At 72.2% G+C, this 23,291-nt stretch carries 18 protein-coding genes; 11 read left to right on the forward strand and 7 right to left on the reverse strand.

All coding sequences use genetic code 11. The annotated features are described in order from the left end of the window. Positions 1 to 283 precede the first annotated feature (283 nt). Positions 284 to 3,997, forward strand: coding sequence for a S8 family serine peptidase (locus AB0B55_RS02300; RefSeq protein ID WP_357169623.1), 3,714 nt, complete (start codon positions 284 to 286; stop codon positions 3,995 to 3,997). Between the two features lie 64 nt (positions 3,998 to 4,061). Here the strand turns inward: AB0B55_RS02300 and AB0B55_RS02305 are convergent, their stop codons facing one another. Genes AB0B55_RS02305 through AB0B55_RS02325 form a run of 5 tightly spaced genes read right to left on the reverse strand, consistent with a single transcriptional unit; the run spans position 4,062 to position 9,498 of the window. Beyond that, positions 4,062 to 4,652: a GNAT family N-acetyltransferase gene (locus AB0B55_RS02305; RefSeq protein ID WP_357169626.1), complete on the reverse strand. Its 591-nt coding sequence runs from the start codon at positions 4,650 to 4,652 to the stop codon at positions 4,062 to 4,064. Further along, on the reverse strand, positions 4,642 to 6,696 hold the full coding sequence (locus AB0B55_RS02310) for a penicillin acylase family protein (protein ID WP_357169629.1): 2,055 nt from the start codon (positions 6,694 to 6,696) through the stop codon (positions 4,642 to 4,644). Before AB0B55_RS02310 ends, AB0B55_RS02305 begins: the two co-directional genes overlap by 11 nt. Beyond that, the gene (locus AB0B55_RS02315) at positions 6,693 to 7,496 is read right to left on the reverse strand and encodes an ABC transporter ATP-binding protein (RefSeq protein ID WP_357117854.1); all 804 of its coding nucleotides are present in this window, start codon (positions 7,494 to 7,496) and stop codon (positions 6,693 to 6,695) included. The genes AB0B55_RS02310 and AB0B55_RS02315 overlap by 4 nt, the downstream gene beginning before the upstream one ends. 23 nt (positions 7,497 to 7,519) lie before the next feature. Beyond that, positions 7,520 to 8,551: an iron chelate uptake ABC transporter family permease subunit gene (locus tag AB0B55_RS02320; protein WP_357169632.1), complete on the reverse strand. Its 1,032-nt coding sequence runs from the start codon at positions 8,549 to 8,551 to the stop codon at positions 7,520 to 7,522. Continuing rightward, positions 8,548 to 9,498, reverse strand: a complete 951-nt coding sequence (locus tag AB0B55_RS02325) for an iron chelate uptake ABC transporter family permease subunit (RefSeq protein WP_357170553.1) — start codon at positions 9,496 to 9,498, stop codon at positions 8,548 to 8,550. Before AB0B55_RS02325 ends, AB0B55_RS02320 begins: the two co-directional genes overlap by 4 nt. Positions 9,499 to 9,726: 228 nt before the next feature. Between AB0B55_RS02325 and AB0B55_RS02330 the strand changes: the two genes are divergently transcribed. The 6 genes from AB0B55_RS02330 to AB0B55_RS02355 all read left to right on the forward strand — a co-directional run bounded on the left by AB0B55_RS02330 (position 9,727) and on the right by AB0B55_RS02355 (position 17,016). Then, positions 9,727 to 10,761: an ABC transporter substrate-binding protein gene (locus AB0B55_RS02330; protein ID WP_357169635.1), complete on the forward strand. Its 1,035-nt coding sequence runs from the start codon at positions 9,727 to 9,729 to the stop codon at positions 10,759 to 10,761. 4 nt (positions 10,762 to 10,765) lie between these two features. After that, positions 10,766 to 11,623 (forward strand): siderophore-interacting protein, encoded by an 858-nt coding sequence (locus tag AB0B55_RS02335; RefSeq protein ID WP_357169638.1) that lies wholly within the window; start codon positions 10,766 to 10,768, stop codon positions 11,621 to 11,623. Between the two features lie 189 nt (positions 11,624 to 11,812). Then, entirely contained in the window at positions 11,813 to 13,282 is a 1,470-nt protein-coding gene (locus AB0B55_RS02340; RefSeq protein ID WP_357170555.1) for an aspartate aminotransferase family protein, read from the forward strand. Between the two features lie 25 nt (positions 13,283 to 13,307). Then, positions 13,308 to 14,585, forward strand: a complete 1,278-nt coding sequence (locus AB0B55_RS02345; protein ID WP_357169641.1) for a SidA/IucD/PvdA family monooxygenase — start codon at positions 13,308 to 13,310, stop codon at positions 14,583 to 14,585. Then, positions 14,582 to 15,175: a GNAT family N-acetyltransferase gene (locus AB0B55_RS02350; RefSeq protein WP_357117871.1), complete on the forward strand. Its 594-nt coding sequence runs from the start codon at positions 14,582 to 14,584 to the stop codon at positions 15,173 to 15,175. Before AB0B55_RS02345 ends, AB0B55_RS02350 begins: the two co-directional genes overlap by 4 nt. Positions 15,176 to 15,276: 101 nt before the next feature. Next, a complete protein-coding gene (locus AB0B55_RS02355; protein ID WP_357170557.1) occupies positions 15,277 to 17,016 on the forward strand; it encodes an IucA/IucC family siderophore biosynthesis protein in 1,740 nt (579 codons plus the stop codon). A 151-nt stretch (positions 17,017 to 17,167) separates the two neighbouring features. On the opposite strand, the gene AB0B55_RS02360 is transcribed toward AB0B55_RS02355, so the two are convergent. Then, positions 17,168 to 18,217: an LD-carboxypeptidase gene (locus tag AB0B55_RS02360; RefSeq protein WP_357169645.1), complete on the reverse strand. Its 1,050-nt coding sequence runs from the start codon at positions 18,215 to 18,217 to the stop codon at positions 17,168 to 17,170. 321 nt (positions 18,218 to 18,538) lie between these two features. On the opposite strand from AB0B55_RS02360, the gene AB0B55_RS02365 reads away from it, so the two are divergent. The 3 genes from AB0B55_RS02365 to AB0B55_RS02375 all read left to right on the forward strand — a co-directional run bounded on the left by AB0B55_RS02365 (position 18,539) and on the right by AB0B55_RS02375 (position 22,088). Continuing rightward, entirely contained in the window at positions 18,539 to 20,872 is a 2,334-nt protein-coding gene (locus AB0B55_RS02365) for a beta-L-arabinofuranosidase domain-containing protein (RefSeq protein ID WP_357169648.1), read from the forward strand. 146 nt (positions 20,873 to 21,018) lie between these two features. Beyond that, positions 21,019 to 21,753, forward strand: a complete 735-nt coding sequence (locus AB0B55_RS02370) for a hypothetical protein (RefSeq protein WP_357169651.1) — start codon at positions 21,019 to 21,021, stop codon at positions 21,751 to 21,753. Next, complete coding sequence (locus AB0B55_RS02375) at positions 21,750 to 22,088, forward strand: transcriptional regulator (protein WP_357117882.1); 339 nt, start codon at positions 21,750 to 21,752, stop codon at positions 22,086 to 22,088. The genes AB0B55_RS02370 and AB0B55_RS02375 overlap by 4 nt, the downstream gene beginning before the upstream one ends. Positions 22,089 to 22,091: 3 nt before the next feature. Here the strand turns inward: AB0B55_RS02375 and AB0B55_RS02380 are convergent, their stop codons facing one another. Then, positions 22,092 to 22,556 (reverse strand): MarR family transcriptional regulator, encoded by a 465-nt coding sequence (locus AB0B55_RS02380; RefSeq protein ID WP_357117885.1) that lies wholly within the window; start codon positions 22,554 to 22,556, stop codon positions 22,092 to 22,094. A 136-nt stretch (positions 22,557 to 22,692) separates the two neighbouring features. On the opposite strand from AB0B55_RS02380, the gene AB0B55_RS02385 reads away from it, so the two are divergent. Next, entirely contained in the window at positions 22,693 to 23,253 is a 561-nt protein-coding gene (locus tag AB0B55_RS02385) for an NAD(P)H-dependent oxidoreductase (protein ID WP_357117888.1), read from the forward strand. Positions 23,254 to 23,291 lie beyond the last annotated feature (38 nt).

Raw genomic sequence — 23,291 nt, forward strand, 5'->3', positions numbered from 1 at the left:
CGCCCCCGCCCCGCCCGCCGGTCTGCGCCGTCGATCATGGACTTGTGGTGGGGGCGCGAAAGCCGCCTTTCACTCGACATCGGGCACCACAACTCCTTGATCGACGGGAGCGGGGGCGGGAGCGGGGCGGGAGCGGGGCGGGAGCGGGGGCGGGGGGCGGGTGGGGTGGGGGGGTGGCGGGTTTGTGCCATGGCGTGAACGCGCCGGGGGTCGGCGGGGTGGGACAGCGGGGCGTTGCCTTGATGCTGTGCTGCGTACCGCTCCTCGACACAAAGAGGTCATCGTGGCTCTGTCTCCCAGGCGTCGCCGATCCGGGCTGATCGCCCTCGGTACCGCCCTCGCTCTGACCGCCGGGTTCACCCCACCCGGCACGGGGGCGTCCGCCGCCCCGCCCGGCAATCCCACCCGCCCGACCGGCCAACCGCCCGCGGCCCCGGGTCGGGCGTCCACCGTCACCCTGATCACCGGGGACCTCGTCACGGTCACCACGGCGGCCGACGGCAGCACCGTCACGGCCGTTCGCCGGCCCGACGGCAGCACGCCGACCTTCCACCGCACCGTGCTGGACGGCGACACCTACGTCTACCCGGACGCCGCGCTGCCGTACGTCACGAGCGGCCTGGTCGACAAGCGGCTGTTCAACGTCACGGATCTGATCGCCGACGGGTACGACGACGCGCACACGAACGCGCTGCCGCTGATCGTCACCCTGACCGACGCCGCGGCCCGCGCCCGTACCCGCCCCACTGTGGACGGCTCCGAGCTGGTGCGGCCCCTGGACAGCGTGCGGGGCGCGGCGCTGACCCGCCCGCGCGAGAGCGCCGAGAAGTTCTGGGGCGCGCTGACCGCCGACCCGGCCCGCCGGACCGGCGGAACCCCGACGCTCGCGAGCGGCATCGCCAAGGTCTGGCTGGACGGCCGGGTCCGGGGAGACCTCGCCGAGTCGACCGCGCAGATCGGCGCGCCGAAGCTGTGGGCCGAGGGCAACACCGCCGCCGGTGTGGACGTCGCCGTCCTCGACACGGGGGCGGACGCCGAGCACCCGGACCTCGCCGGCCAGATCGCCGCGTCCAGCAGTTTCGTGCCGGACGAGCCCGACATCCTCGACTACCAGGGACACGGCACGCACACCGCCTCGACGATCGCCGGCACCGGCGCCGCGTCCGGGGGCGTCGAGCGGGGTGTCGCCCCCGGCGCGCGGCTGCACGTCGGCAAGGTGCTCAACAGCGAGGGCGGCGGGCAGGACTCGTGGATCATCGCCGGCATGGAGTGGGCGGCCCGGGAGCAGAAGGCCCGGATCATCAGCATGAGCCTGGGTGGTGAGTCCACCGACGGCAGCGACCCGCTGAGCCAGGCCGTCGACCGGCTCAGCGCCGAGACCGGCGCGCTCTTCGTGGTCGCCGCCGGCAACAGCGGCCCGGCGAGCATCGGCAGCCCCGGCGCGGCGAACTCCGCGCTCACCGTGGGCGCCGTCGACTCGACCGACCACCTCGCCGACTTCTCCAGCCAGGGCCCGCGCGCCGGCGACGGTGGCCTCAAACCCGAGATCACCGCACCCGGCGTGGACATCCTGGCCGCGCGCTCGCACCTGGTGCGCGGCGGCTCCGGGGACTACACGCTGATGAGCGGCACCTCGATGGCGACTCCGCACGTGGCCGGCACGGCCGCGCTGGTCGCCGCCGCGCACCCCGACTGGACCGGGCAGCGCATCAAGGAGGCGCTGGTCAGCACCGTCAAGGCCACCCCGGACTACACCCCGTACCAGGCCGGTGCCGGGCGGGTGGACGCGGTCGCCGCCGTACACGCCACCGTCTTCGCCACCCCGAGCGCCTACTCCGGCTTCCAGGCCTGGCCGCAGCAGCCGGGTGCGACGGTCGACCGGACGGTCACCTACACCAACGTCGGCGCCGCGCCGGTCACCCTGAAGCTCGCCCTCGACGCGCCGAGCGCCCCGGCCGGTCTCTTCGCCCTCGCCGCCGACACGGTGACCGTGCCCGCGAACGGCACCGCCACCGTCACCCTCACCGCCGCGTACGACAAGCTTCCGGTCGAGAAGCAGGTCAGCGGCATGATCATCGCCACCGACGCCGCCGGTACGGTCCGCGGTCGCACCCTGATCGGGGCGAGCCGGGAGGGTCAGCGGCAGAACCTGACGCTGGTCGCGAAGGGCCGGGACGGCAAGCCGCTCGCCGGCAAGGTCCTGCTCACCACCGATGGCCTGTTCACCGCCGTCGACCTGCCCGAGAGCGGCACCGCGACGCTGCGGCTGCCGGTGGCGAGCTGGTCCGGTTGGATCACCGCCGACGTGCGCGGTGTGCACGGGCCGCGCTCCAAGGGCATGGCGATGCTCAGCTTCGTCGACGTCGACCTGAGCGCCGACCGCACCGTCGTCCTCGACGCGCGCAAGGCCCGGCAGGTGCGGGCCGAGGTGCCGCAGGAGGCCACCGCCACCTCGCTGCGGATGGACATCCACCGGTCCACCGGCAACAGCCTCACCGAGAGTCAGGTGCTGCCCGACGACTCGTACGACAGCATGTGGGCGTTGCCGACGGGCCGGGCGGTCACCGACGGCGAGTTCGAGTTCGGCGCGCGGTGGCGGCTGGAACAGCCGGCGCTGACCGTGGCGGCCGGCGGCCGGTCGTACGACGATCTGCTGGTGAAGCGCTCGACCCCGGCGTTGCCGGCGGGTCGGCGCCAGCTCGACGCGGTCTACGTCGCCGACGCGTCGGCGGCCGGGCTGGCGAAGCGGCCGGTCCGGGACCGGGCGGTGGTGGTCCGGCGCAGTGACACCGTGGACGTCGCCACCCAGGCGCAGGCCGCCGCGGCGGCCGGGGCGAAGTTGCTGCTGGTGGTCAACGACGGCGTCGGCCGGCTCCAGCCGTGGGACGAGTCGTTGTGGAGCCCGGAGATCCCGGCCCCGCTGACCGTGGCGACCCTCACCGCCGACGAGGGTGACCAACTCGTCGCGGCGTTGGAGCGCGGCCCGGTGCGGCTGACCGTCGAGTCGCACCCGGAGACGACCTACCTGTACGACGTGGTCCACCACTGGAGCGGCGCGGTGCCGGTCGACCCGACCTACCGGTTCACGAAGCGGCAACTGGCCCGGGTGGACGTGGAGTTCCGCAACTACCGGCAGGGCCGGGCGCTGGAGTTCCGCAACGACATCTGGAAGGGCTTCGCGTCCGGCAACCAGGAGATCGCACCGGCGCAGGGCCGACGCACCGACTGGGTGAGCGCCGACCAGCGCTGGCTCGACGACGCGTTCATCCCCGGGGAGACCGGGCAGCACCCGATGGCGGTGGCCACCTACGCGGCGAACAAGCCGAGCACGGTCACCTGGTTCGGGCCCATCCAGCGCCCCCGCATGGGTGGGAGCTACGTTCCCGTGCGCTACCTGGACACCGTCTACCTGCCCGCGCCCGGGTGGGGCGACGGCGGCGGGCACGTCGGTGAGGCGTACGCCAACTTCGACATGGTCAACCGGACCACCCTCTACCAGGGGGACAAGGAGCTGAACTGGGGTAACGCCGAGTACCTCCAGGTGGGCGGCCTGTCTGCGCAGCGGCTGCCGTACCGCCTGGTGGTGGAGAACGACCGGGCGGCCTGGACCAACCCGTACTCCCGGCAGACCCGCACCGAGTGGGGCTTCAGCTCGGCGGCCACCGGCGCGGAGTCGGCCGAGGTGCTGCCGATGATCCAGCTCGACTACCAGGTGGCCATCGACCGCGACGGCACGGCGTCCCGGCGGGCGCCGCTCACCGTGGTCGCTTCCCACCTGGCCGGCGTCTCGGCGACGGTGGGTCCGGTCACCGTCGAGGTGTCCTACGACGACGGCAGGACGTGGCAGAAGCCGCGTCTCACCCGGCACGGTGACGGCTGGAGCGCCGCGCTCGACGCGCCGGCGAAGGCCAGTTTCGTGAGCCTGCGGACGACCGCACGGGACACGGCCGGCAACACCGTGAGCCAGAGCATCACGCGGGCGTTCGGCCTGCGGTAGTGCCGGACCGGCCGCCGGTCGGGGTGGGCACGCATCCCGACCGGCGGCCGTCGCCGTGGTGGGCTCAGCCGGCGTCGTCGTGGGCTCGGCCGTCGGCGAGGCCGACGCGCTCGGGTCGGTCGAGGAAGTGCAGCCGCGCCTGCTTCTCCGGCAGCTCGATCACCGGGCCGACGCGGAACCCGCTGCGCCGCAGCCGCCGGAGCATCCGGTCGTTGCGCACGTCCGGCTCCATGACGACCCGCAGCCGCCCCGGGTCGGCGAAAACGAAGTTCAGGATCGTCCCGAACAGCGCGCCGGTGAAACCGGGCTCGGCGCTCACCGGGGGCCCGATGAGCAGGTGGACGCCCACGTCGCCGGGACGTACCTCGTAGCAGTCGCCGACCGGGTCGGCCCCGGGCTCGTACGTCTGCGCCAGCGCCGCCGGCACGCCGTCGCGGTGCACCAGGTACGCGTGGTGGGTGGTCAGCGAATCCAGGTACGCGTAGATCTCCCGCACCCGCTCGCGGCTGGCGTCGCGCATCCCCCAGAACCGGGCCCGGTCCATCGTGACCCAACCGTGCAGCAGGTCGGCGTCGTCGTCGGGGCGTACCGGCCGGATGGTGACCACACCGAATCCGGGGACGTCGCGTCGGTGGTGCTGTCGGTCAGTGCTCATCCGGCTCCTCGGTGAGGCGGTCCCAGTCGGTCGTCACCGGCAGCAGCTCACCGGCCAGCCACGCGGACCGCTGGTCGTGGTGGTGCTCGTCGCCCGGCACTCCGCTGACGCCGGACGGGACCACCCACCGGCTGTCCTGGCGCCGGGCCAGGTCCCAGACGTACCGCGCGGCCGGCCCCCGGAAGCATCCGTGGGTGACCCCGGGCACGCTCGACGTGGCCAGCACGCAGTCGTGGTCGCCGTCGAGGCGGGGGCCGGGCGCGGCGTCCGGGTCGGGCAGCGCCCGCCAGGCCGTCAGCCGGTGCAGGTCACCCCAGCGCACCGTACCGTCCGTCGCGGCCGCGACCTCCTCAGCCGCCGCGCGCACCACCGCCGCGACGTCCACGCCGGGCAGCGGGGCCGCGTCGAGCAAATGCTCCAGCGCGTAACCGACCCGCGCCCTCAGCGTCAACCAGGGCGCGAACACCTCGGGGTACGCGGGCGGCTCGGCCAGCGCGGCCAGCGCCGGGTGGTCGGCGATCCGGCGTACGACGGCGGCGCGCAGGAGAGCGAAGTCGGCCGCGTCGACGCTGTCGGCGTGCATCCGCCGGTCCCAGCGCAGCAGCCGATCGCGCAGGGCGGCGGCGGCCGGACCGAGCCCGGTCAGAGCGTCGAGCACCCCCAGCAGCGCCCCGGCGGAACCGAGGTACGTGTCGGTGTGGATCGCCGTCATGTCTGCGGCGGTGACGTCTCGGCCGGCGTCGAGCAGGTCGGCGATCCGGCGCGCGCGGTGCGGTGCGGCGAACTCGACGCCGAGCGGCGCGGACAGCCCGCGTTCGTTGGCCATCACCGCCCGGTCGGCCACCTCGGCCCGAGGCATCGGCGCGTACCAGCCCTGCCAGGCGTACGCCGCCTCCCACGCCGGGACCGGCCGGCGGCCGTTGTCCGGGTGCCGCACGGGTACCGCACCGGCGACCCGGTGCAGCAGGCCACCGGCGGTGTCGGCCGCCTGCACCACGTTGACCGGCTCCACCCAGTGCCGCAGGGCGGTGTCCACGTCGGACACGCTACGGGCCCGCAGCAGCTCCGGTATCGCCGCGAAGCCCAGCTCGCCGGTGACCCGGGGCGGATAGCGCAGGCTCAGCGCCGTGTCGTCGTCCGGCCCGCCGGCGATCACCGGGCCCCGGTCGGTCTCCACCAGCTCCACCTCGACCGGGTCCGCTCCGGCCACCTCGATCGTCTCCACGTGGACGGACGCCTCCCGCCAGCCGTCCGGGCCGAGCGCCCGTACACCAGTGTCGTGCCGGCGCAGCCGTTCGACGTAGACGTCCTGGTAGTCGGCCATCGCGTTGGTGATCGCCCACGCCACCGGGCCGGCGTGGCCGAAGTGTGCGATGCCCGGCACGCCGGGCACGGCCAGGCCGACCACGTCGTACTCCGGGCAGGCCAGCCGGATCTGCTGGTAGACGCCCGGGTCCTCGAGGATCCGGTGCGGGTCGCCGGCCAGCAGCGGCGCGCCGCTGGCCGTGCGGGAACCGGCGAGCAACCATCCGTTGCTGCCGGCGACGGCCGGCCCGTCGGTGGCGAACGCCTCGGCCGCCGCCGGGCCGAGACACCGCGCGACGTGCTCGCGCCAGAGCTTGCCCGGGAACCCGGCGAACAGGATGTGATGCCCCAGCCACACCGCGAGCGGCGTCCACGGCTCCCACCGGCCCGGGGCGAGCCCGACGGCGGCGAACTCCGGCGCGCGGGCCGCCCCGGCGGCGAGGCCGACGTTCACCCCGGTCACGTACGCGCCCACCCACTCGGCGGTCGACGCGTCCAGGTTGGCGTGACAACGGCGGGCGGTGTCGTCCAGCCGGACCTGCCGGGCGAACCGGTCCCAGCCGAGCGCGTCGACGCCGAGGAAGGCGGCGCTGGTGCCCTGCGACCGGTGCCGCTCGACCTCGATCTGCCACGCCCGGTCGTACGCGGTCACCCGACCCTGCGCCGCCGCGAGAGCGAGCGGGTCGTCGGCGCGGACGTGCGGCACGCCCCACGGGTCGCGGAACCGTCGTGCCGTCATGCCGGTTCGGCCGTGCGTCGGCGGGCGGCCGGTACGACCAGCGGGGTGCCGGTCTCCGGGTCGTCGATCACCCGGCAGGGCAGCCCGAACACCTCGGCCACCAGGTCGGCGGTCACCACCTCGCGCGGGTCTCCGGCGGCCACCACCCGACCGTCGCGCATGGCGATGAGGTGGGTGGCGTACCGGGCGGCGTGGTTGAGGTCGTGTAGCACCGCGACCAGCGTACGGCCCTGCTCCTCATGCAGCCGGGCGCACAGGTCCAGGATGTCGATCTGGTGGGCGATGTCGAGGTAGGTCGTCGGCTCGTCGAGCAGCAGCAGCGGCGTCTGCTGCGCCAGCGCCATCGCGATCCAGACGCGCTGCCGTTGGCCGCCGGACAGCTCGTCCACCGGCCGGTCGGCGAGGTCGGCGACCCCGGTCGCGGCCATCGACTCGTCGACGATCCGCTCGTCCTCACGCGACCACTGCCGCAGCAGCCCCTGGTGCGGGTAGCGCCCCCGGGCGACCAGTTCGGCGACGCCGATCCCGTCCGGCGCGATCGACGTCTGTGGCAGCAGGCCGAGGGTCCGGGCGACCTTGCGGGCGGGCTGGTCGTGGATGTCCCGACCGTCCAGCAGCACCGTGCCCGCGCTCGGGCGCAGCATCCGCGACAGCGCGCGCAGCAGCGTCGACTTGCCGCACGCGTTCGGCCCGATGATCACCGTGAACGACCCGTCGGGCACCGCCACGGTGAGGTTCTCGGAGATGGTGCGCCGGTCGTAGGCGAGGGTCAGCGCGCTGCCGCCAAGACGGGAGGTCATGGGTGCTCCTTGTTCACAGTTGGTCACAGCCGGCCCGCCCGGCGTTCGACGGCCAGCAGCCAGACCAGGTAGCCGCCGCCGAGCACGCCGGTCACCACGCCGACCGGAAGCTGATGCCCGGCGAACGCCCGCTGGGCCACCAGGTCGGCGCCGACCAGCAGGGCCGCGCCGACCGCCATCGAGGGCAGCAGGTTCGGCCCGGGCGCGCGGGTCAGCCGCTTGGCGACGTGCGGCGCGACGAGCGCCACGAACGACACCGGGCCGGCCGCCGCCGCCGCGAACGACACGAGCAGCACCGCCGCGGTGAGCAGCATCAGGCGCGTCCGGCGTACCGGCACGCCGAGCGCGCTGGCCGTGTCGTCGCCCAGTTCCATCATCCGCAGCGCCGGCGCGCAACCGACGAGCACCAGCGGCGTGAGCACGGCGGTGACGGCCAACAGCGGCCCGGCGTTGGCCCAACCCCGCCCGTCCAGGCTGCCGGTGAGCCACAGCACCGCGCGGGCGGCGTCCATCAGCGGGGCCCGGGTCAGCAGGTAGCCGTTCACGCCGGTGAGGATCGCCGCGACGCCGATGCCGACCAGGACGAGGCGGTAGCCGTGCACGCCCCGCCGCCACGCGAGCGCGTAGATCAGCAGGCCGGTGGCGAGCCCGCCGCCGACCGCCGCCCCGGCCAGCGCCAGGCTGCCGCCGCCCAGGACGACCACCACCAGCGCGCCGGTCGACGCGCCCTGGGTGAAGCCCAGGATGTCCGGGCTGCCCAGCGGGTTGCGGACCAGCGACTGGAACAGCGTGCCGCCCAGCGCCAGCGCGGCGCCGACCAGCAGGGCCGTGACCAACCGGGGCAGGCGCAGCTCGGTCACGATGAACTGCTCCGCCACGCTGCCGCCGCCGGTCAGGGCGCGCAGCACGTCGGTCGGGCCCATCGGGTAGTCGCCGCTGCCCATCGCGACCAGCGAGAGCCCGGCGGCGAGCAGCGTCGCGCCGAGACCGACCGCCAGGGCGCGGGGGCGGAACCGCACCGACAACCCACCGGGGGTACGAATGACCGCGCTCACGGGGCTACCAGCCGTGAGCGGCTGACCAGCCAGAGGAACAGCGGGCCGCCCAGCACGGCGGTGACCATGCCGACCTGGAGTTCACCGGGGCGGCCGAGCACCCGGCCCAGCACGTCGGCGCCGAGCAGCAGGACCGGCGCGAGCACCGCGCAGTACGGCAGCAGCCAGCGCAGGTCGGGCCCGGTCAGCGCGCGTACCAGGTGCGGCACGAGCAGGCCGACGAAGACGATGGGACCGCAGGCGGCGGTCGCCGCGCCGCAGAGCAGGGTGACCGCGACGATCACGGCGGCCCGGATCACGGCCGGTCGGGCGCCCAGCGCCCGGGCCGCGTCGTCGCCGAGCGCGAGGGCGTTCAGCGGACGGGCAGCCCCGAGGGCGACCAGCAGGCCGACCAGGATGAACGGCGTCACCCGGGCCACCGTCGCGGCATCGGCGCTGGCCAGCGAGCCGACCGTCCAGAACCGCAGCCGGTCCAGCGAGGCGGTGTCCAGCAGCATGACCGCGCTCACGAACGAGTAGAGGGTGGCGTTGAGCGCCGCGCCGGCCAGCGCGAGCCGGGCCGGGGTGGCGCCCCGCCCGCCGCCGACGGCGTAGACCAGCGCGGTGACCAGGGCCGCGCCGAGCAGCGCGAACCAGACGTACCCGCCGATCGCCGTGACGCCCAGGAAAGCGGCGGCGGTGGCCACGGCGGCGGACGCTCCGGCGTTGATGCCGAGCAGCCCTGGGTCGGCGAGGGGGTTGCGGGTGAGCGCCTGCATCACGGCGCCGGCCACGCCGAGCGCCGTGCCGGCGAGCAGTCCGAGCAGGGTGCGGGGCAGGCGCATCCGGTGCACCACGGCGTACTCGGTGGCGTCGCGGTGCAGCAGCCCGGACCAGACGTCGGCGAGCGGCAGCGACTTCGCGCCGACCGCGATGCTGAGCACCAGGATCACGCCGAGCAGTGCCACGGCGGCGAGCAGGCCGGCGGCGCGGGTCGCCCGGCGTCGCTTCGGTGCGGGGGCCGTCGACACGTCCGGCACTGATGGTGTCGGGCTGGTGACGGTGGGTGTGGCGTCCAGTGTGGGCTCCGGGGTGTGGCGACACGGCGAACCGCTGTTGACAACAAGCGAGGTTAGGCTAACCTAACCCCGCTGTCCCGGTCGACCCCGGCCATCCTTTGATCGAAAGACGACACCATGCCCGATGCACTGTCCGCCCGTCGCCTCTCCCGTCGTGGCCTGCTGGCCGCTGGCGGCGCCGCCACGCTGGCCGCGCTGCTCGCCGGCTGCGGCAAGGACGATTCCGCCAAGCCTGCGGGCAGCGACAACACCGCCGGCCCCTGGTCGTTCACCGACGACCGCGCCAAGAAGGTCGAGGTGGCGGCCCGTCCGGCGCGTGTGGTGGCCTTTACCGGCGTGGCGGCGGCCCTGGTCGATTTCGGTCTCGACAAGCAGGTCGTCGGCGTGTTCGGCGAGACCAAGCGCGCCGACGGCACGAAGGACCCCCAGGCCGGTGACCTGAACGTCGAGGCCGTGGAGATCCTGGGCAACACCTGGGGCGAGTTCAGCCTGGAGAAGTACGCGGCCCTGCGCCCCGAGCTGCTGGTCACGCACATGTACGACCCCGACGCCCTCTGGTACGTGCCGGACGAGAGCAAGGACAAGATCCTCCCGCTCGCGCCGAGCGTGGCGATCACCACCGCGCGGGTGCCGATGACCAAGCCGATGGAGCGGTACGCCGCGTTGGCAGAGTCGCTCGGCGCCGACCTGTCCGCCAAGAAGGTCACCGACGCGAAGGCCCGCTTCGACGCCGCCGCCGACGCCGTCCGCCAGGCGGTCAAGGCCAACCCGGGCATCCGGGTGATGGCCTGCTCGGGCAGCCCCGACCTGTTCTACGTCTCCAACCCCAAGGTCAGCACCGACCTCATGTACTTCGCCGAGCTGGGCGTCGACATCGTGGTGCCGACCAAGCTCGAAGCCGGCGACTACTTCGAGGCGCTGAGCTGGGAGAACGCCGGCAAGTTCCCCGCCGACCTGATTCTGCTCGACAACCGCAGCACCGCGTTGCAGCCCAAGGACCTCGTCGCCAAGCCGACCTGGACACAGCTGCCCGCCGTGCGGGCCAACCAGGTGACGCCGTGGGACGCGGTCCCCCGCTTCTCGTACGCCGGCTCAGCGCCGCTGCTGGAGAACCTCGCCACCGCCATCCGGAACGCGAAGAAGGTCGGCTGACGCCATGAGTACGAGCACCGTCGCACCCGTCGCCCTGCAGTACCGCTTCTTCGCCGCGCACGTCGTGCGGGCCCGTCAGGTGGGGGCCTCGCTGATCCGGGTCACCTTCGGCGGCGCGGAGCTGGTCGACTTCGCCGGCGGCGGCCGGGACCAGAGCGTCTCGCTGTTCCTGCCGCACCCGGGTCAGGACGCCCCGGTCGTCCCGGTCGAGCGCGGCGAGGACTGGTTCGGCGCCTGGCGGGCCCTCCCGCCGGACGTCCGCGCGGTCATGCGTTCGTACACCATCCGGGAGCACCGCCCGGCGGTCGGCGAGGTGGACATCGACTTCGTCGGCCACGGCGGCACCGGTCCCGCCTCGCGGTGGGCCAGCCTGGCGGTGGCCGGTGACCGGGTGCTGCTGCTCGGCCCGGCGGTGTACGACAACCGCAGCGTCTGCTTCCGGCCACCGGACGACACCGACCTCGTGGTGCTGGCCGCCGACGAGACCGCGCTGCCGGCCACCGCCGGGATCCTGGCGTGGCTGCCCGCCGGCACCCGGGTCCGCGCCTGGATCGAGGTCCCGGACGCGGCGGACATCACCGAGCTGCCCACCGACGCCGACGCCGAGATCCGCTGGATCGTGCGCGGCAGCACCGCACCCGGCAGCGATCTGCTGGTCAGCGCGCTGCGCGCCACCCGACTTCCGGCCGTCGCGCCGTACGCCTGGATCGCCGGCGAGTCCGGCGTGGTACGGGCGCTGCGGCGGCACCTGGTCGGCGAGCGCGGCTTCGACCGTCGACGGGTGACCTTCGCCGGCTACTGGCGGCGCGGGCTCTCCGAGGAGGACCTGCGCGCCGAGGCGCTGGCCGGCGCCACCGCCTGACCAGCAGTCCCACCAGAACGCAGCACGGCCCCCGGCGCGCGCACGCGTCGGGGGAGGGTTCCGGCTGCCCATCGTCAGAACGTGGAAGGACATCCCGTGACCGTGCCGACGTACCCCGGCGAGACCGACCCGCGCAGCGCACCGGCCGCTCTACCACCGGCCACAGCGCCCGCCGGGGCCCGCGCCCACCTGTTGCACGACGGGTCGGTCGAGCAGTACCGGCGCGCGATCGCCGACGGCGTCGACCGGGTCGCCCGGCGGGTCGCCACGGTGGACCGGCCCACCACCGGAATCGCTCCGGGCGAGCTGGCGCCCCTCGTCGACAGCGTCGACCTGGACCGGCCCCTGGGCGACGCCGGCGCGGCGCTGGACGAGCTGGAGGACGTCTACCTGCGCGACGCCGTCTGGTTCCACCACCCGCGCTACCTGGCCCACCTCAACTGCCCGGTGGTCATCCCGGCGCTGCTCGGCGAGGCGGTGCTCAGCGCGGTCAACTCCTCCCTGGACACCTGGGACCAGAGCGCCGGCGCGACGCTCATCGAGCGACGGTTGATCGACTGGACCGCCGCCCGGATCGGTCTCGGTCCGGACGCCGACGGAGTGTTCACCAGCGGAGGCAGCCAGTCCAACCTCCAGGCGCTGCTGCTGGCCCGGGAGGAGGCGTGCCTCGCCGCGACCACCCCGGCGGCACGCCTGGACCTGCTGCCCCGCCTGCGCGTGCTCACCTCGGTCGCCGGGCACTTCAGCGTCCAGAAGTCCGCCAAGCTCCTCGGCCTCGCCCCGGACGGGGTGATCGCGGTGCCCACCGACGCGCGGCGACGCGTCCGGCCCGCCGCCGTCCGCGAGGAGATCGCCCGGTGCCGGGCGGCCGGACTGGTCCCGATGGCCGTCGTCGGGACCGCCGGCACCACCGACTTCGGCTCCATCGACCCGCTCGCGGACCTGGCGGAGGTCTGCGCGGAGACCGGCGTCTGGCTGCACATCGACGCCGCGTACGGCTGCGGTCTGCTCGTCTCGCCGACGCGCCGGCACCTGCTCGACGGCATCGAACGGGCCGACTCGGTGACCGTCGACTACCACAAGTCGTTCTTCCAGCCGGTCAGCTCCAGCGCGCTGCTGGTCCGGGACCGGCGGGCGCTGGGGCACGTCACCTACCACGCCGACTACCTCAACCCGGCGCGCATGGTGGAGCAGCGGATTCCGAACCAGGTCGACAAGAGCCTGCAGACCACCCGCCGCTTCGACGCGCTGAAGCTGTGGCTGACCCTGCGGGTGATGGGCCCGGACGCGCTCGGCGAACTCTTCGACGAGGTGGTCGACGCGGCGGCCGACGCCTGGCAGCTCGTCAGCGAGGACCCCCGCTTCGAGGTGGTGACCCGCTCGCAGTTGAGCACCGTGGTCTTCCGTTACCTGCCCACCGGTCCGGGCCGGGAGCTGGCCGACGCCGCCAACCTGTACGCCCGGGAGGCGCTGGCCGCCTCCGGCCTCGCCGTGGTCGCCGGCACCCGGGTGGACGGCCGGCACTTTCTCAAGTTCACGCTGCTGAACCCGGCCACGACCGTCGACGACGTCGGCCACGTGCTCGAACTGATCGCCGGCCACGCCGGGCGGTACGTGCGCGACACCGTCGCCGCCGACCTGACCTGCCCCGTCGGCTGACCCCGAACCCTGCCTGGAGAAGAAGATGTCCACCCACGACTTCGTCGCCATCGGGCTGGGCCCGTACAACCTGGGCCTGGCCTGTCTCACCGCGCCGATCGACGAGCTGGACGGGGTGTTCCTGGAGGCTCGACCCAGCCTCGCCTGGCACCCCGGCATGCTGCTGGAGTCGGCCCGGTTGCAGACCCCGTTCATCGCCGACCTGGTCAGCCTCGCCGATCCGACCTCCCCGTACTCGTTCCTCAACTACCTCAAGGAGATCGGCCGGCTCTACCCGTTCTACATCCGGGAGAGCTTCTACCCGCTGCGCAGCGAGTACGACGCGTACTGCCGGTGGGCGGCGGCGAAACTGCCGAACCTGCGCTTCGGTCAGACGGTGACCACCGTGGAGTACGACAGCGCCGACGGGCGGTACGTGGTGCGGGCCACCACCGGCGGGTCCGAGAGCGTCGAGTACCGGGCGCGGCACCTGGTGCTCGGCACCGGCACGCCGCCGCACCTGCCGGCCGCCGTCGCCGGGCTGCCCGGGGACGCCGCGCACAACTCGCGCTACCTGGAGCATCGGGACGCGCTGCGGACCAGGCGCAGCATCACCGTGGTGGGCAGCGGGCAGAGCGCCGCCGAGATCTACCACGACCTCCTCGGCGACATCGGCCGGTACGGCTACCAGCTCAACTGGGTCACCCGCTCGCCGCGGTTCTTCCCCCTCGAATACACCAAGCTGACGTTGGAGATGACCTCACCGGACTACGTGGACTACTTCCACGCGCTGCCCGAGGAGACCCGCTACCGGCTGGAATCGGCGCAGAAGGGGCTGTTCAAGGGAATCAACGCCGACCTGATCAACGACATCTTCGACCTGCTCTACGCGCACAGCGTCGCCGGTCCGGTGAACACCCGGCTGATCACCAACACCGAGCTGGTCGACGCCACCCACCACGACGGGGAGTACACGCTCGGATTGCGGCACGTGGAGCAGGAGCGGGACTTCACCCTGCGGACCGAGGGTCTGGTCCTGGCCACCGGCTACCACTACCGGGTGCCGACGTTCCTCGAACCGGTGCGCGAGCGCATCCGCTGGGACGCGCACGGCCGCTTCGACGTGGCCCGCAACTACAGCATCGACCACGACGGGCGGGGCATCTTCCTGCAGAACGCGGGCACCCACACGCACAGCATCACCTCACCCGACCTGGGCATGGGCGCGTACCGCAACTCCTGGATCATCCGCGAGCTGCTCGGCCGCGAGCACTACCCGATCGAGAAGAGCATCACCTTCCAGGAGTTCGGGGTGGTGTCGTGAGCGTGGTCTTCAGCCGCGCCGACGAGCGGCTCGGGAACTTCGCCCTGCGTCGCCTCGACCCAGAGGGCGACGCCGGGGTCCTGCACGGCTGGGTGACCCACCCGAAGTCGGCGTTCTGGTTGATGCAGGACACCGACGAGGCCCAGGTCGTCGAGGAGTACCGGCGCATCGCCGCCCACCCGCACCACGACGCGTACCTGGGCCTGTGGCGGGGGAGCCCGGCGTTCCTGGCCGAACGCTACGACCCGGCGCACGTGGAGCTGGTCGGCCGGTACGACCACCAACCCGGCGACGTGGGGATGCACTTCCTGTGCGCACCCGCCGGCACGCCGGTGCACGGCTTCACCCGCGCGGTGATCCGTACCGTCCTGGCCTGGCTCTTCGCCGACCCGGCGACCGTGCGCGTGGTGGTCGAGCCGGACGTGCGCAACACGGCCGTGCACGCGCTGAACGCCGCCGTCGGGTTCGAGGTCGTCGGCCCGATCACCAAGCCGGAGAAAGAGGCGCTGCTCAGCGTCTGCACCCGCGCCCAGTTCCAGGCCGCCACCGAGCGGGCTACCGCCACCCCAGCAGAAGGAGCCCCGGCGTGACCACCACCGCCGTCCCCACCTCGCCGACCGTCACCGGCCCGGCCACCCCGGGCGACCCGGTCGCGCACCTCACCCCGCAGCGCTGGGCGCGGGCCAATCGGATGCTGGTCCGCAAGGCGCTCGCCGAGTTCACCCACGAGCGGCTGCTCACCCCGACGCCCGTGCCGGGCCCCGACGACCGGCAGTGGTACGAGGTCCGCAGCGACGACGAGTCCGTCACCTACCGGTTCGCCGCCCGGGTGCTCGCCCTGGCCCACTGGCAGATCGACGCGGACAGCATCACCCGGCACCGCGACGGCACGTCGCTGCCACCCGACGCGGTGGACCTGATCGTCGAGCTGCGCGGCACTCTCGGGCTCTCCGCTCGGGTGCTGCCCGTCTACCTGGAAGAGATCACCTCCACCCTGGCCGGTACGGCGTACAAGCTGGCCCAGGGTGCGCCGGGCGCCGCCGAGCTGGCCGGCGCGGACTTCCAGACCATCGAGACGTCCATGACCGAGGGTCACCCCTGCTTCGTGGCCAACAACGGCCGGCTCGGCTTCGGCGTCGACGAGTACCACCGCTACGCCCCGGAAGCCGGCACGCCGGTACGCCTGGAGTGGCTGGCCGCGCACCGGGACCACTCGACGTTCAGCAGCGCCGCCGACCTCGACTACGACGCGCTCATCTCCGGCGAGTTGGACGCTGCGACCCGGGCGCGGTTCGCCGCCACGATGGCTGACCTCGGGCTCGACCTCGCCGACTACCACCTCATTCCGGCGCACCCCTGGCAGTGGTGGAACAAGCTGGCGGTGACGTTCGCGGGGGAGTTGGCCGAACGCCGGCTCGTGCACCTCGGCCCCGGCCCCGACTCGTACCTCGCGCAGCAGTCCATCCGTACCTTCTTCAACGTCACCGATCCGGGCCGGCACTACGTCAAGACGGCGCTGTCGGTGCTGAACATGGGCTTCATGCGCGGGCTGTCGGCTGCGTACATGGCCGCCACGCCGGCCATCAACGACTGGCTGGCCGATCTGATCGCCGCCGACGAGGTGTTGGCCGGCACGGGCCTGACGGTCATCCGGGAACGGGCGGCGGTCGGCTACCGCCACCGGCAGTACGAGGCGGCCACCGAACGGACCTCCCCGTACCGCAAGATGCTCGCCGCCCTGTGGCGGGAGAGCCCGGTGCCGGGTCTGGCCCCGGGGGAGCGACTGTCCACGATGGCCGCGCTGCTGCACGTCGACGACGGCGGCGGCTCGCTGGCGGCGGCGCTGATCGACCGGTCCGGCCTCGCGCCCGAGGTGTGGCTACGCCGCTACCTGGACGCCTACCTGACCCCGCTGCTGCACAGCTTCTACGCCCACGACCTGGCCTTCATGCCGCACGGCGAGAACGTGATCCTGGTCCTCGACGAGCGGCACACCGTCCAGCGGGTGATCTTCAAGGACATCGCCGAGGAGATCGCGGTGTTGAGCGCCGACGTCGAGCTGCCGGCCGAGGTGGAGCGCATCCGGGTCGAGGTGCCCGACGACACCAAGTTGCTGACCATCTTCACCGACGTGGTCGACTGCTTCCTGCGCCACCTAAACGCCGTCCTCGTCGAGGCCGGGGTGCTCACCGAGGACGCCTTCTGGGGCACGGTCGCGGCCTGCGCCGCCGACTACTTCGCGCGGGTGCCGCACCTGGCCGAGCGGGTCCGCCACTACGACCTGTTCGCTCCCGAGTTCGCGCTGTCCTGCCTCAACCGCCTTCAGCTGCGCGACAACCAGCAGATGATCGACCTGGCCGATCCGTCGGCCGCCCTGCAGTTCGTCGGCACCCTCACCAATCCACTGGCCGCCCACGCCCCGGCCCGCTGACGCCACTCCGTCTTCATCGCGATCACTTGATGCTGACCAGTTGTCCGGCCCCTCCTGGAACTGGTCAGCATCAAGTGATCATTCCCCGCCGGGCACGGCAACCACGCGTCGTACCCGTACGTGACGGTCTCCGGATCGGCTGACCCTTCGCCTACCGGTAGTCGGCGTAGATCCGGCGTTGCGCACCGTCGACGGTCACCGGGCCGCCGTGCGGGAGGATCCACTGCGGTCTGGTGTGGCCGAACGGCACGCCGACGCAGACCACCGCCTCGGGGTTGTAGCGGTGTATCTGGTCCACGACCGTGTCGCGCTGCTGCTCGCGTAGCCGTGCCCGCTCCTGCGCGTCGGGCCGGCGGTCCAGGTCGGAGACCGGGGGACGGGCGACCAGGACCGCGTCGGCGGCGGCCAGGAGACCGCGTTCCCCCAGCGAGCGGACGATCCAACCGACCTCGCGCGCGGGGAGCAGCTCCTCCGACGTCTCGATGATCAGCACGCCGCCGCGCAGCACCTCCGGTCCGAACGGGAAACGCCCCGCCGTGAGGAGCCACTGCAGGACCTCCAGGCAGCCACCCCAGGTGGGGCCGGTGACGGTGCGGCGCGGCCCGTGCCAGGTCCACGGCTCGGCCGGCTCGCGTTCCCCGAACGACTGCAACGCCCGCGGATCGTCCCAGGGAACCCCGACATCCTCGGACTCGCCCGGGTCGGTGATCTCCAACCGCTCGCCGGTGAGCAGCGCGGCGCGCAGCGAGCGGGCGTGGATGTCGTCCACGGCGGGACCGGGGCCGAGGTGCACCTGGGACGACCCGCCGTAGAAGCTCGCGATGCCGAGCCCCCAGAGCCACTGGTGCAGGTTGGTGTTGTCGCTGGTGCCCAGGAACGGCTTCGGGTCGGCGCGGGCCAGGTCGGCGTCCAGGTGGGGGACGACGGTGATCTGGTCGTCGCCGCCGACGACGGCCAGGATCGCGCGTACCCGAGGATCGGCGAAGGCGGCGTTGACGTCCGCCGCGCGGGCCTGTGCGCTCGCGCCGACCGTGCGGGTGGTGGGGTACTCGACCGGGACGAGGCCGGTCACGTCGGCGAGCCGGCGCATGGCCTGCTCGTGGATCTCGGGAAAGGCGCCGGCGGCGGCGAAGGACGGCGACAGGACCGCGATCCGGTCACCCGGGCGTGCCTTCGGTGGACGTACAAGATCGTGCTTCATTCCGAGATTCCACCAGCGGCACCGGTCGCCGCGCACCCCGTTTCGGTGCGCGCCGACGGTGGCCGCACCGAGCAGAGATCCACCGGTGTTATCGATAACACGAGGTGAAGACCCCTACCGCACCCGTGTCGCCGCTCCTGATCTGCCAGCTCAGGCGTGGTGCACAGGGAGCCGTAATAGTTAGAACCTTGAATTTGTGCGTAGTCCGGCCGTAACATGCCGAACACGGATGTGAACGCTAACGTTCGGACCCCTGCATCCCGCCGAGCCCGTCCCGCCCGGTTGCCGTCCCATCGCCGGTAGCGCTCATTTGGAGGTCCCATGTCGTCCCTGCCCCTCAGCCGACGCCGCGTTCTGCAGGCCGCCGGCGCCACCGCCGTGGTCTCCGCGACCGGCGCCGCGACGCTGGGCGCCGGCCCCGCCGCCGCCGCGGTGGTCCCGCCAGCGCGCGCGGACATCGGCGTCGCGGCCTACGCCTTCGACCCCGGTCAGGTGCGACTGACCAGCGGCCGTTGGCTGGACAACCAGAACCGCACCCTGAACTACCTGCGCTTCGTCGACGTTGACCGGATGCTCTACAACTTCCGCGCCAACCACCGGCTGTCCACCAACGGCGCCGCCACCAACGGTGGGTGGGACGCGCCGAACTTCCCGTTCCGTACGCACATGCAGGGGCACTTCCTGACCGCGTGGTCCTATGCCTACGCGGTGCTGGGCGACACCACCTGCCGGGACAAGGCGAACTACATGGTCGCCGAGATGGCCAAGTGCCAGGCGAACAACGGCGCGGCCGGGTTCGGCGCGGGCTACCTCTCCGGCTTCCCGGAGTCGGACTTCTCCGCGCTCGAGGCGCGGACCCTGTCCAACGGAAACGTCCCGTACTACTGCATCCACAAGACGCTCGCCGGCCTGCTCGACGTCTGGCGCTACACCGGCAACACCCAGGCCCGTACGGTGCTGCTGGCCCTCGCCGGCTGGGTCGACACCCGCACGTCCCGGCTCAGCTCCAGCCAGATGCAGTCGATGCTCGGCACCGAGTTCGGCGGCATGAACGACGTGCTGACGGACATCTACCAGATGACCGGTGACAGCCGGTGGCTCACCACGGCCCAGCGGTTCGACCACGCCTCGGTGTTCAACCCCCTGGCCAGCAACCAGGACCAGCTCAACGGTCTGCACGCCAACACGCAGGTGCCCAAGTGGATCGGCGCGGCCCGCGAGTTCAAGGCCACCGGGACCACCCGCTACCGGGACATCGCCAGCAACGCGTGGAACATCACCGTGGGCGCGCACTCCTACGTCATCGGCGGCAACAGCCAGGCCGAGCACTTCCGCGCGCCGAACGCCATCGCCGGTTACCTGAGCAACGACACCTGCGAGCAGTGCAACACCTACAACATGCTCAAGCTGACGCGGGAGCTGTGGCTGCTCGATCCGAACCGGACCGACTACTTCGACTTCTACGAGCGCGCGATGATCAACCACCTGCTCGGCGCGCAGAACCCGGCCGACAGCCGTGGCCACATCACCTACTTCACCCCGCTCAAGCCCGGTGGGCGGCGGGGCGTCGGCCCGGCGTGGGGTGGCGGCACCTGGAGCACCGACTACAACTCGTTCTGGTGCTGCCAGGGCACCGGCCTGGAGATCAACACGAAGTTGATGGACTCCGTCTACTTCTACAGCGGCACGACGCTCACGGTGAACCTCTTCGTGCCGTCCGAGCTGAACTGGTCGCAGCGGGGGATCACGGTCACCCAGAGCACCACGTACCCGGTGAGCGACACCAGCACGCTCACGCTCTCCGGCACGATGAGTGGCTCGTGGAGCATCCGGGTGCGCATCCCGGCGTGGACGAGCGGCGCGACCATCAGCGTCAACGGTGTGGCCGAGTCGGTCACCACGACGCCGGGCAGCTACGCCACCGTCACCCGCACCTGGGCCGCCGGCGACACCATCACCGTACGACTGCCCATGCGGGTCGTCATGCGGGCGGCCAACGACAATCCCAGCGTCGCCGCCGTCACGTACGGCCCGAGCGTGCTCTGCGGCAACTACGGCAACACCACGCTCAACTCGCTGCCGTCGCTCGTGGTCTCGTCGGTCGCCCGGACCAGCACCAGCTCGCTCGCGTTCACGGCCACCGCGAACGGCTCCACCGTCAACCTCGGGCCGTTCCAGGACGCCCACGGGTTCAACTACACGGTGTACTGGAACACCAGCGGCAGCAGCGGCGGAGGCAGTTACCGGCTGGTCAACGTGGGCAGCGGGATGGTCCTCGGCATCCAGAACATGTCCACCGCCGACGGCGGGCTGGCCCTGCAGTGGGACGACAGCGGCACGGCCGACCACAACTGGGTCATGATCACCGATGGCAACGCCGTCCGGTTCCGCAACGTCAACAGCGGCAAGGTCCTCGGTGTGGAGAACATGTCCACCGCCGACAACGCCCGCGTCCTGCAGTGGTCGGACAACGGCACCGCCGACCACCGGTGGACGCTCGTCGACAACGGCGACGGCACCTACAAGATCCGCAACGTCAACAGCGGCAAGCTGCTCGGCATCCTGAACAACTCCACCGCCCGGGGCGCGCAGGCGGTGCAGGATTCGGACAACGGCAGCGCGGACAACCGCTGGCGGCTGGTGGCCAACGCCTAGACCGTCGAGGCTCGGCCTGGCCGGGGCGTGTGTCGAAACCCCGAATCGGGGGCTTCGACACACGCCCCTCGTGCTGTCTCGGCCCGACCCGCGAGATCTTGCCGAACTCTCTTGCGCGGATAGGTCTGTAATGCAAAGCTAACTTCATGACACACGAATCCGCTCCGCAGGCGGACGGTCCTCGGGAGCTGTTGGCCGCTGTGCGCGACCTGACCCGCCAGGTCCAGGTCGCCCAGCGCGGCACCTGGTTTCCGCTGCTGGTCCTCGCGGTGGTCACCCTGGCCGCGATCCCCGTCTACCGGTACGCCCCCTACCTCGATGTGTTCGACACCTGCCGATCCCGCCCGGGGCACACGGTCTGCATGGCGCCCAATCCGGCGGAGCTCGGGTACTGGACCGTCGCGCTGGTGCTCGCGTACGTGGCGATCGCCGGCTTCTACGTACGGCAGTCCCGACGCCGTGGCGTGGGCACCCCGATCCGCCCCTACGTCGTCGTCGGCGTCGCGTTGGCCGTGCTGATGGCCGCCGTGTCGATCTGGCTGACGTTCCACCCGCTCCTCCCCGTCCCCGCCGACCCCTTCTCCACCGACCCGGTCAAGATCGAGGTCGGGCCGGCGACGTGGCTCGTCAACGGACTGGCCAGTCCCGTCGCGGTCATCGCGCTGGCGCTGATGGTGCTCGCGTGGGTCGAACGCAACTGGGCGCTGCTTGCGTACAGCCTCGTCTACCTGGTGATCGTGATGGTGCAGGGCGGCCAGGTCATCCACTCGACCTCGCCGTGGTTCTTCCTGCCGCACCTGCTCCTCGCTGCGGCGCTGCTGCTGCTCGGCAGCGCGGCCTTCGCCCTGTTCCGGCCGAGCACCGAGGTTCCGAGGCGATGACCGACCATCCCACCAACGGCCTCGACGACGTGGTCCACCAGCGCGTCCGACTGGGCATCCTGGCCATCGCGCACCAGGCTCGCCAGGTCGAGTTCGGCTTCCTACGCACCACCCTGCAGCTGACCGCGGGCAATCTCGGGCAGCACCTGACCGTCCTGGAGAAGGCCGAGCTGATCCAGATCGAGAAGGGCTACGAGGGCAAGCGCCCGCGTACCTGGGTGACTCTCACCGCTGCCGGTCAGGCCGCCCTGCGCGACGAGATCGCCCACCTCAAGCAACTCATCCAGCAGGTTGAGCAGACCGGGCCGCCGCCGACCGGTGACCCGGTGACCTGAACCTCAGTCGGCCGTTCCCGCGCGCCGGAACGCGCGGGCCAGCTCGGCCAGGTCGAGCCCTTCGAAGTGGCGCAGGAACCGCTGCCGTACGGCAGCGAGATGGCTGGGCCAGGACTCCTGGAGGCGGGCGAAGCCCGCGTCGGTGAGCACCGCGTTCCAGCCGCGGGCGTCCTCCTCGCACCGTTCCCGCTTGACCAGTCCCTGGCTCTCCAGTCGGATGATCGTCCGGGTCATGCCGCTCAACGAGAGGTAACAGGCCGTAGCGAGTTCGTGCATCCGCATTCGCCGCTCCGGCGCCTCGGAGAGGTTCATCAGGGCGGTGTACTCGGTCAGCGGTAGCTGCCGGTCGCCCACCATGTCGGCGTCGATCGCGCGTGGCACCACGTACATCACCTGGCCCAGGGCGCGAACCAGCGCCTCCTCGTCGGGTTCGAGGGGTCGCGGCGCCTCGGGGTGGGGATCGGCCATCCCGCAAGCATAGTTGCTTGATTGAGCAATTGCTTACTGTGGGTGTGAGGGTGCTCATACCACGGTCATTTGCTTGACGAAGCAAGGAGCGGCTAGCGTTCCGGCGGTCAGGTTCGGACTACTGAAAGGCGCAGCCATGACCAGGATCGGGATCATCCTCGGAAGCACCCGCCCAGGGCGCAACGGCGAAGCCGTCGCCCGCTGGGTCCACGAGATCGCCCAGCAGCGCACCGACGCGCAGTTCGAGCTGATCGACCTGCTCGACTACAAGCTGCCGCACCTCGACGAGGCGATGCCGCCGGCGATGGGCCAGTACAGCCAGCCCCACACGCTGCGCTGGGCCGAGACCATCGCGTCGTTCGACGGCTTCGTGATGGTGACGCCCGAGTACAACCACTCGACCTCCGGCGCCCTGAAGAACGCCATCGACTTCCTCTACAACGAGTGGAACAACAAGGCCGTCGGGTTCGTCAGCTACGGCTCCCTCGGTGGCGCCCGGGCCGTGGAGCACCTGCGCCTGATCGCCGGTGAGCTGCAGATGGCCGACGTGCGCTCGCAGGTCGCGCTCTCGCTCTACACCGACTTCGAGAACTTCAGCACCTTCAAGCCCGGCGACCAGCACCTGCCGGCGCTGACCACCACCCTCGACCAGGTCGTGGCCTGGAGCACCGCGCTCGCGCCGCTGCGCCAGGGCTGACCTTTATCGGTACGCCTCGAGACGGCCGCGGGAGTCCC

The sequence above is a fragment of the Micromonospora sp. NPDC049107 genome (assembly GCF_040648595.1).
Lineage (GTDB): Bacteria > Actinomycetota > Actinomycetes > Mycobacteriales > Micromonosporaceae > Micromonospora.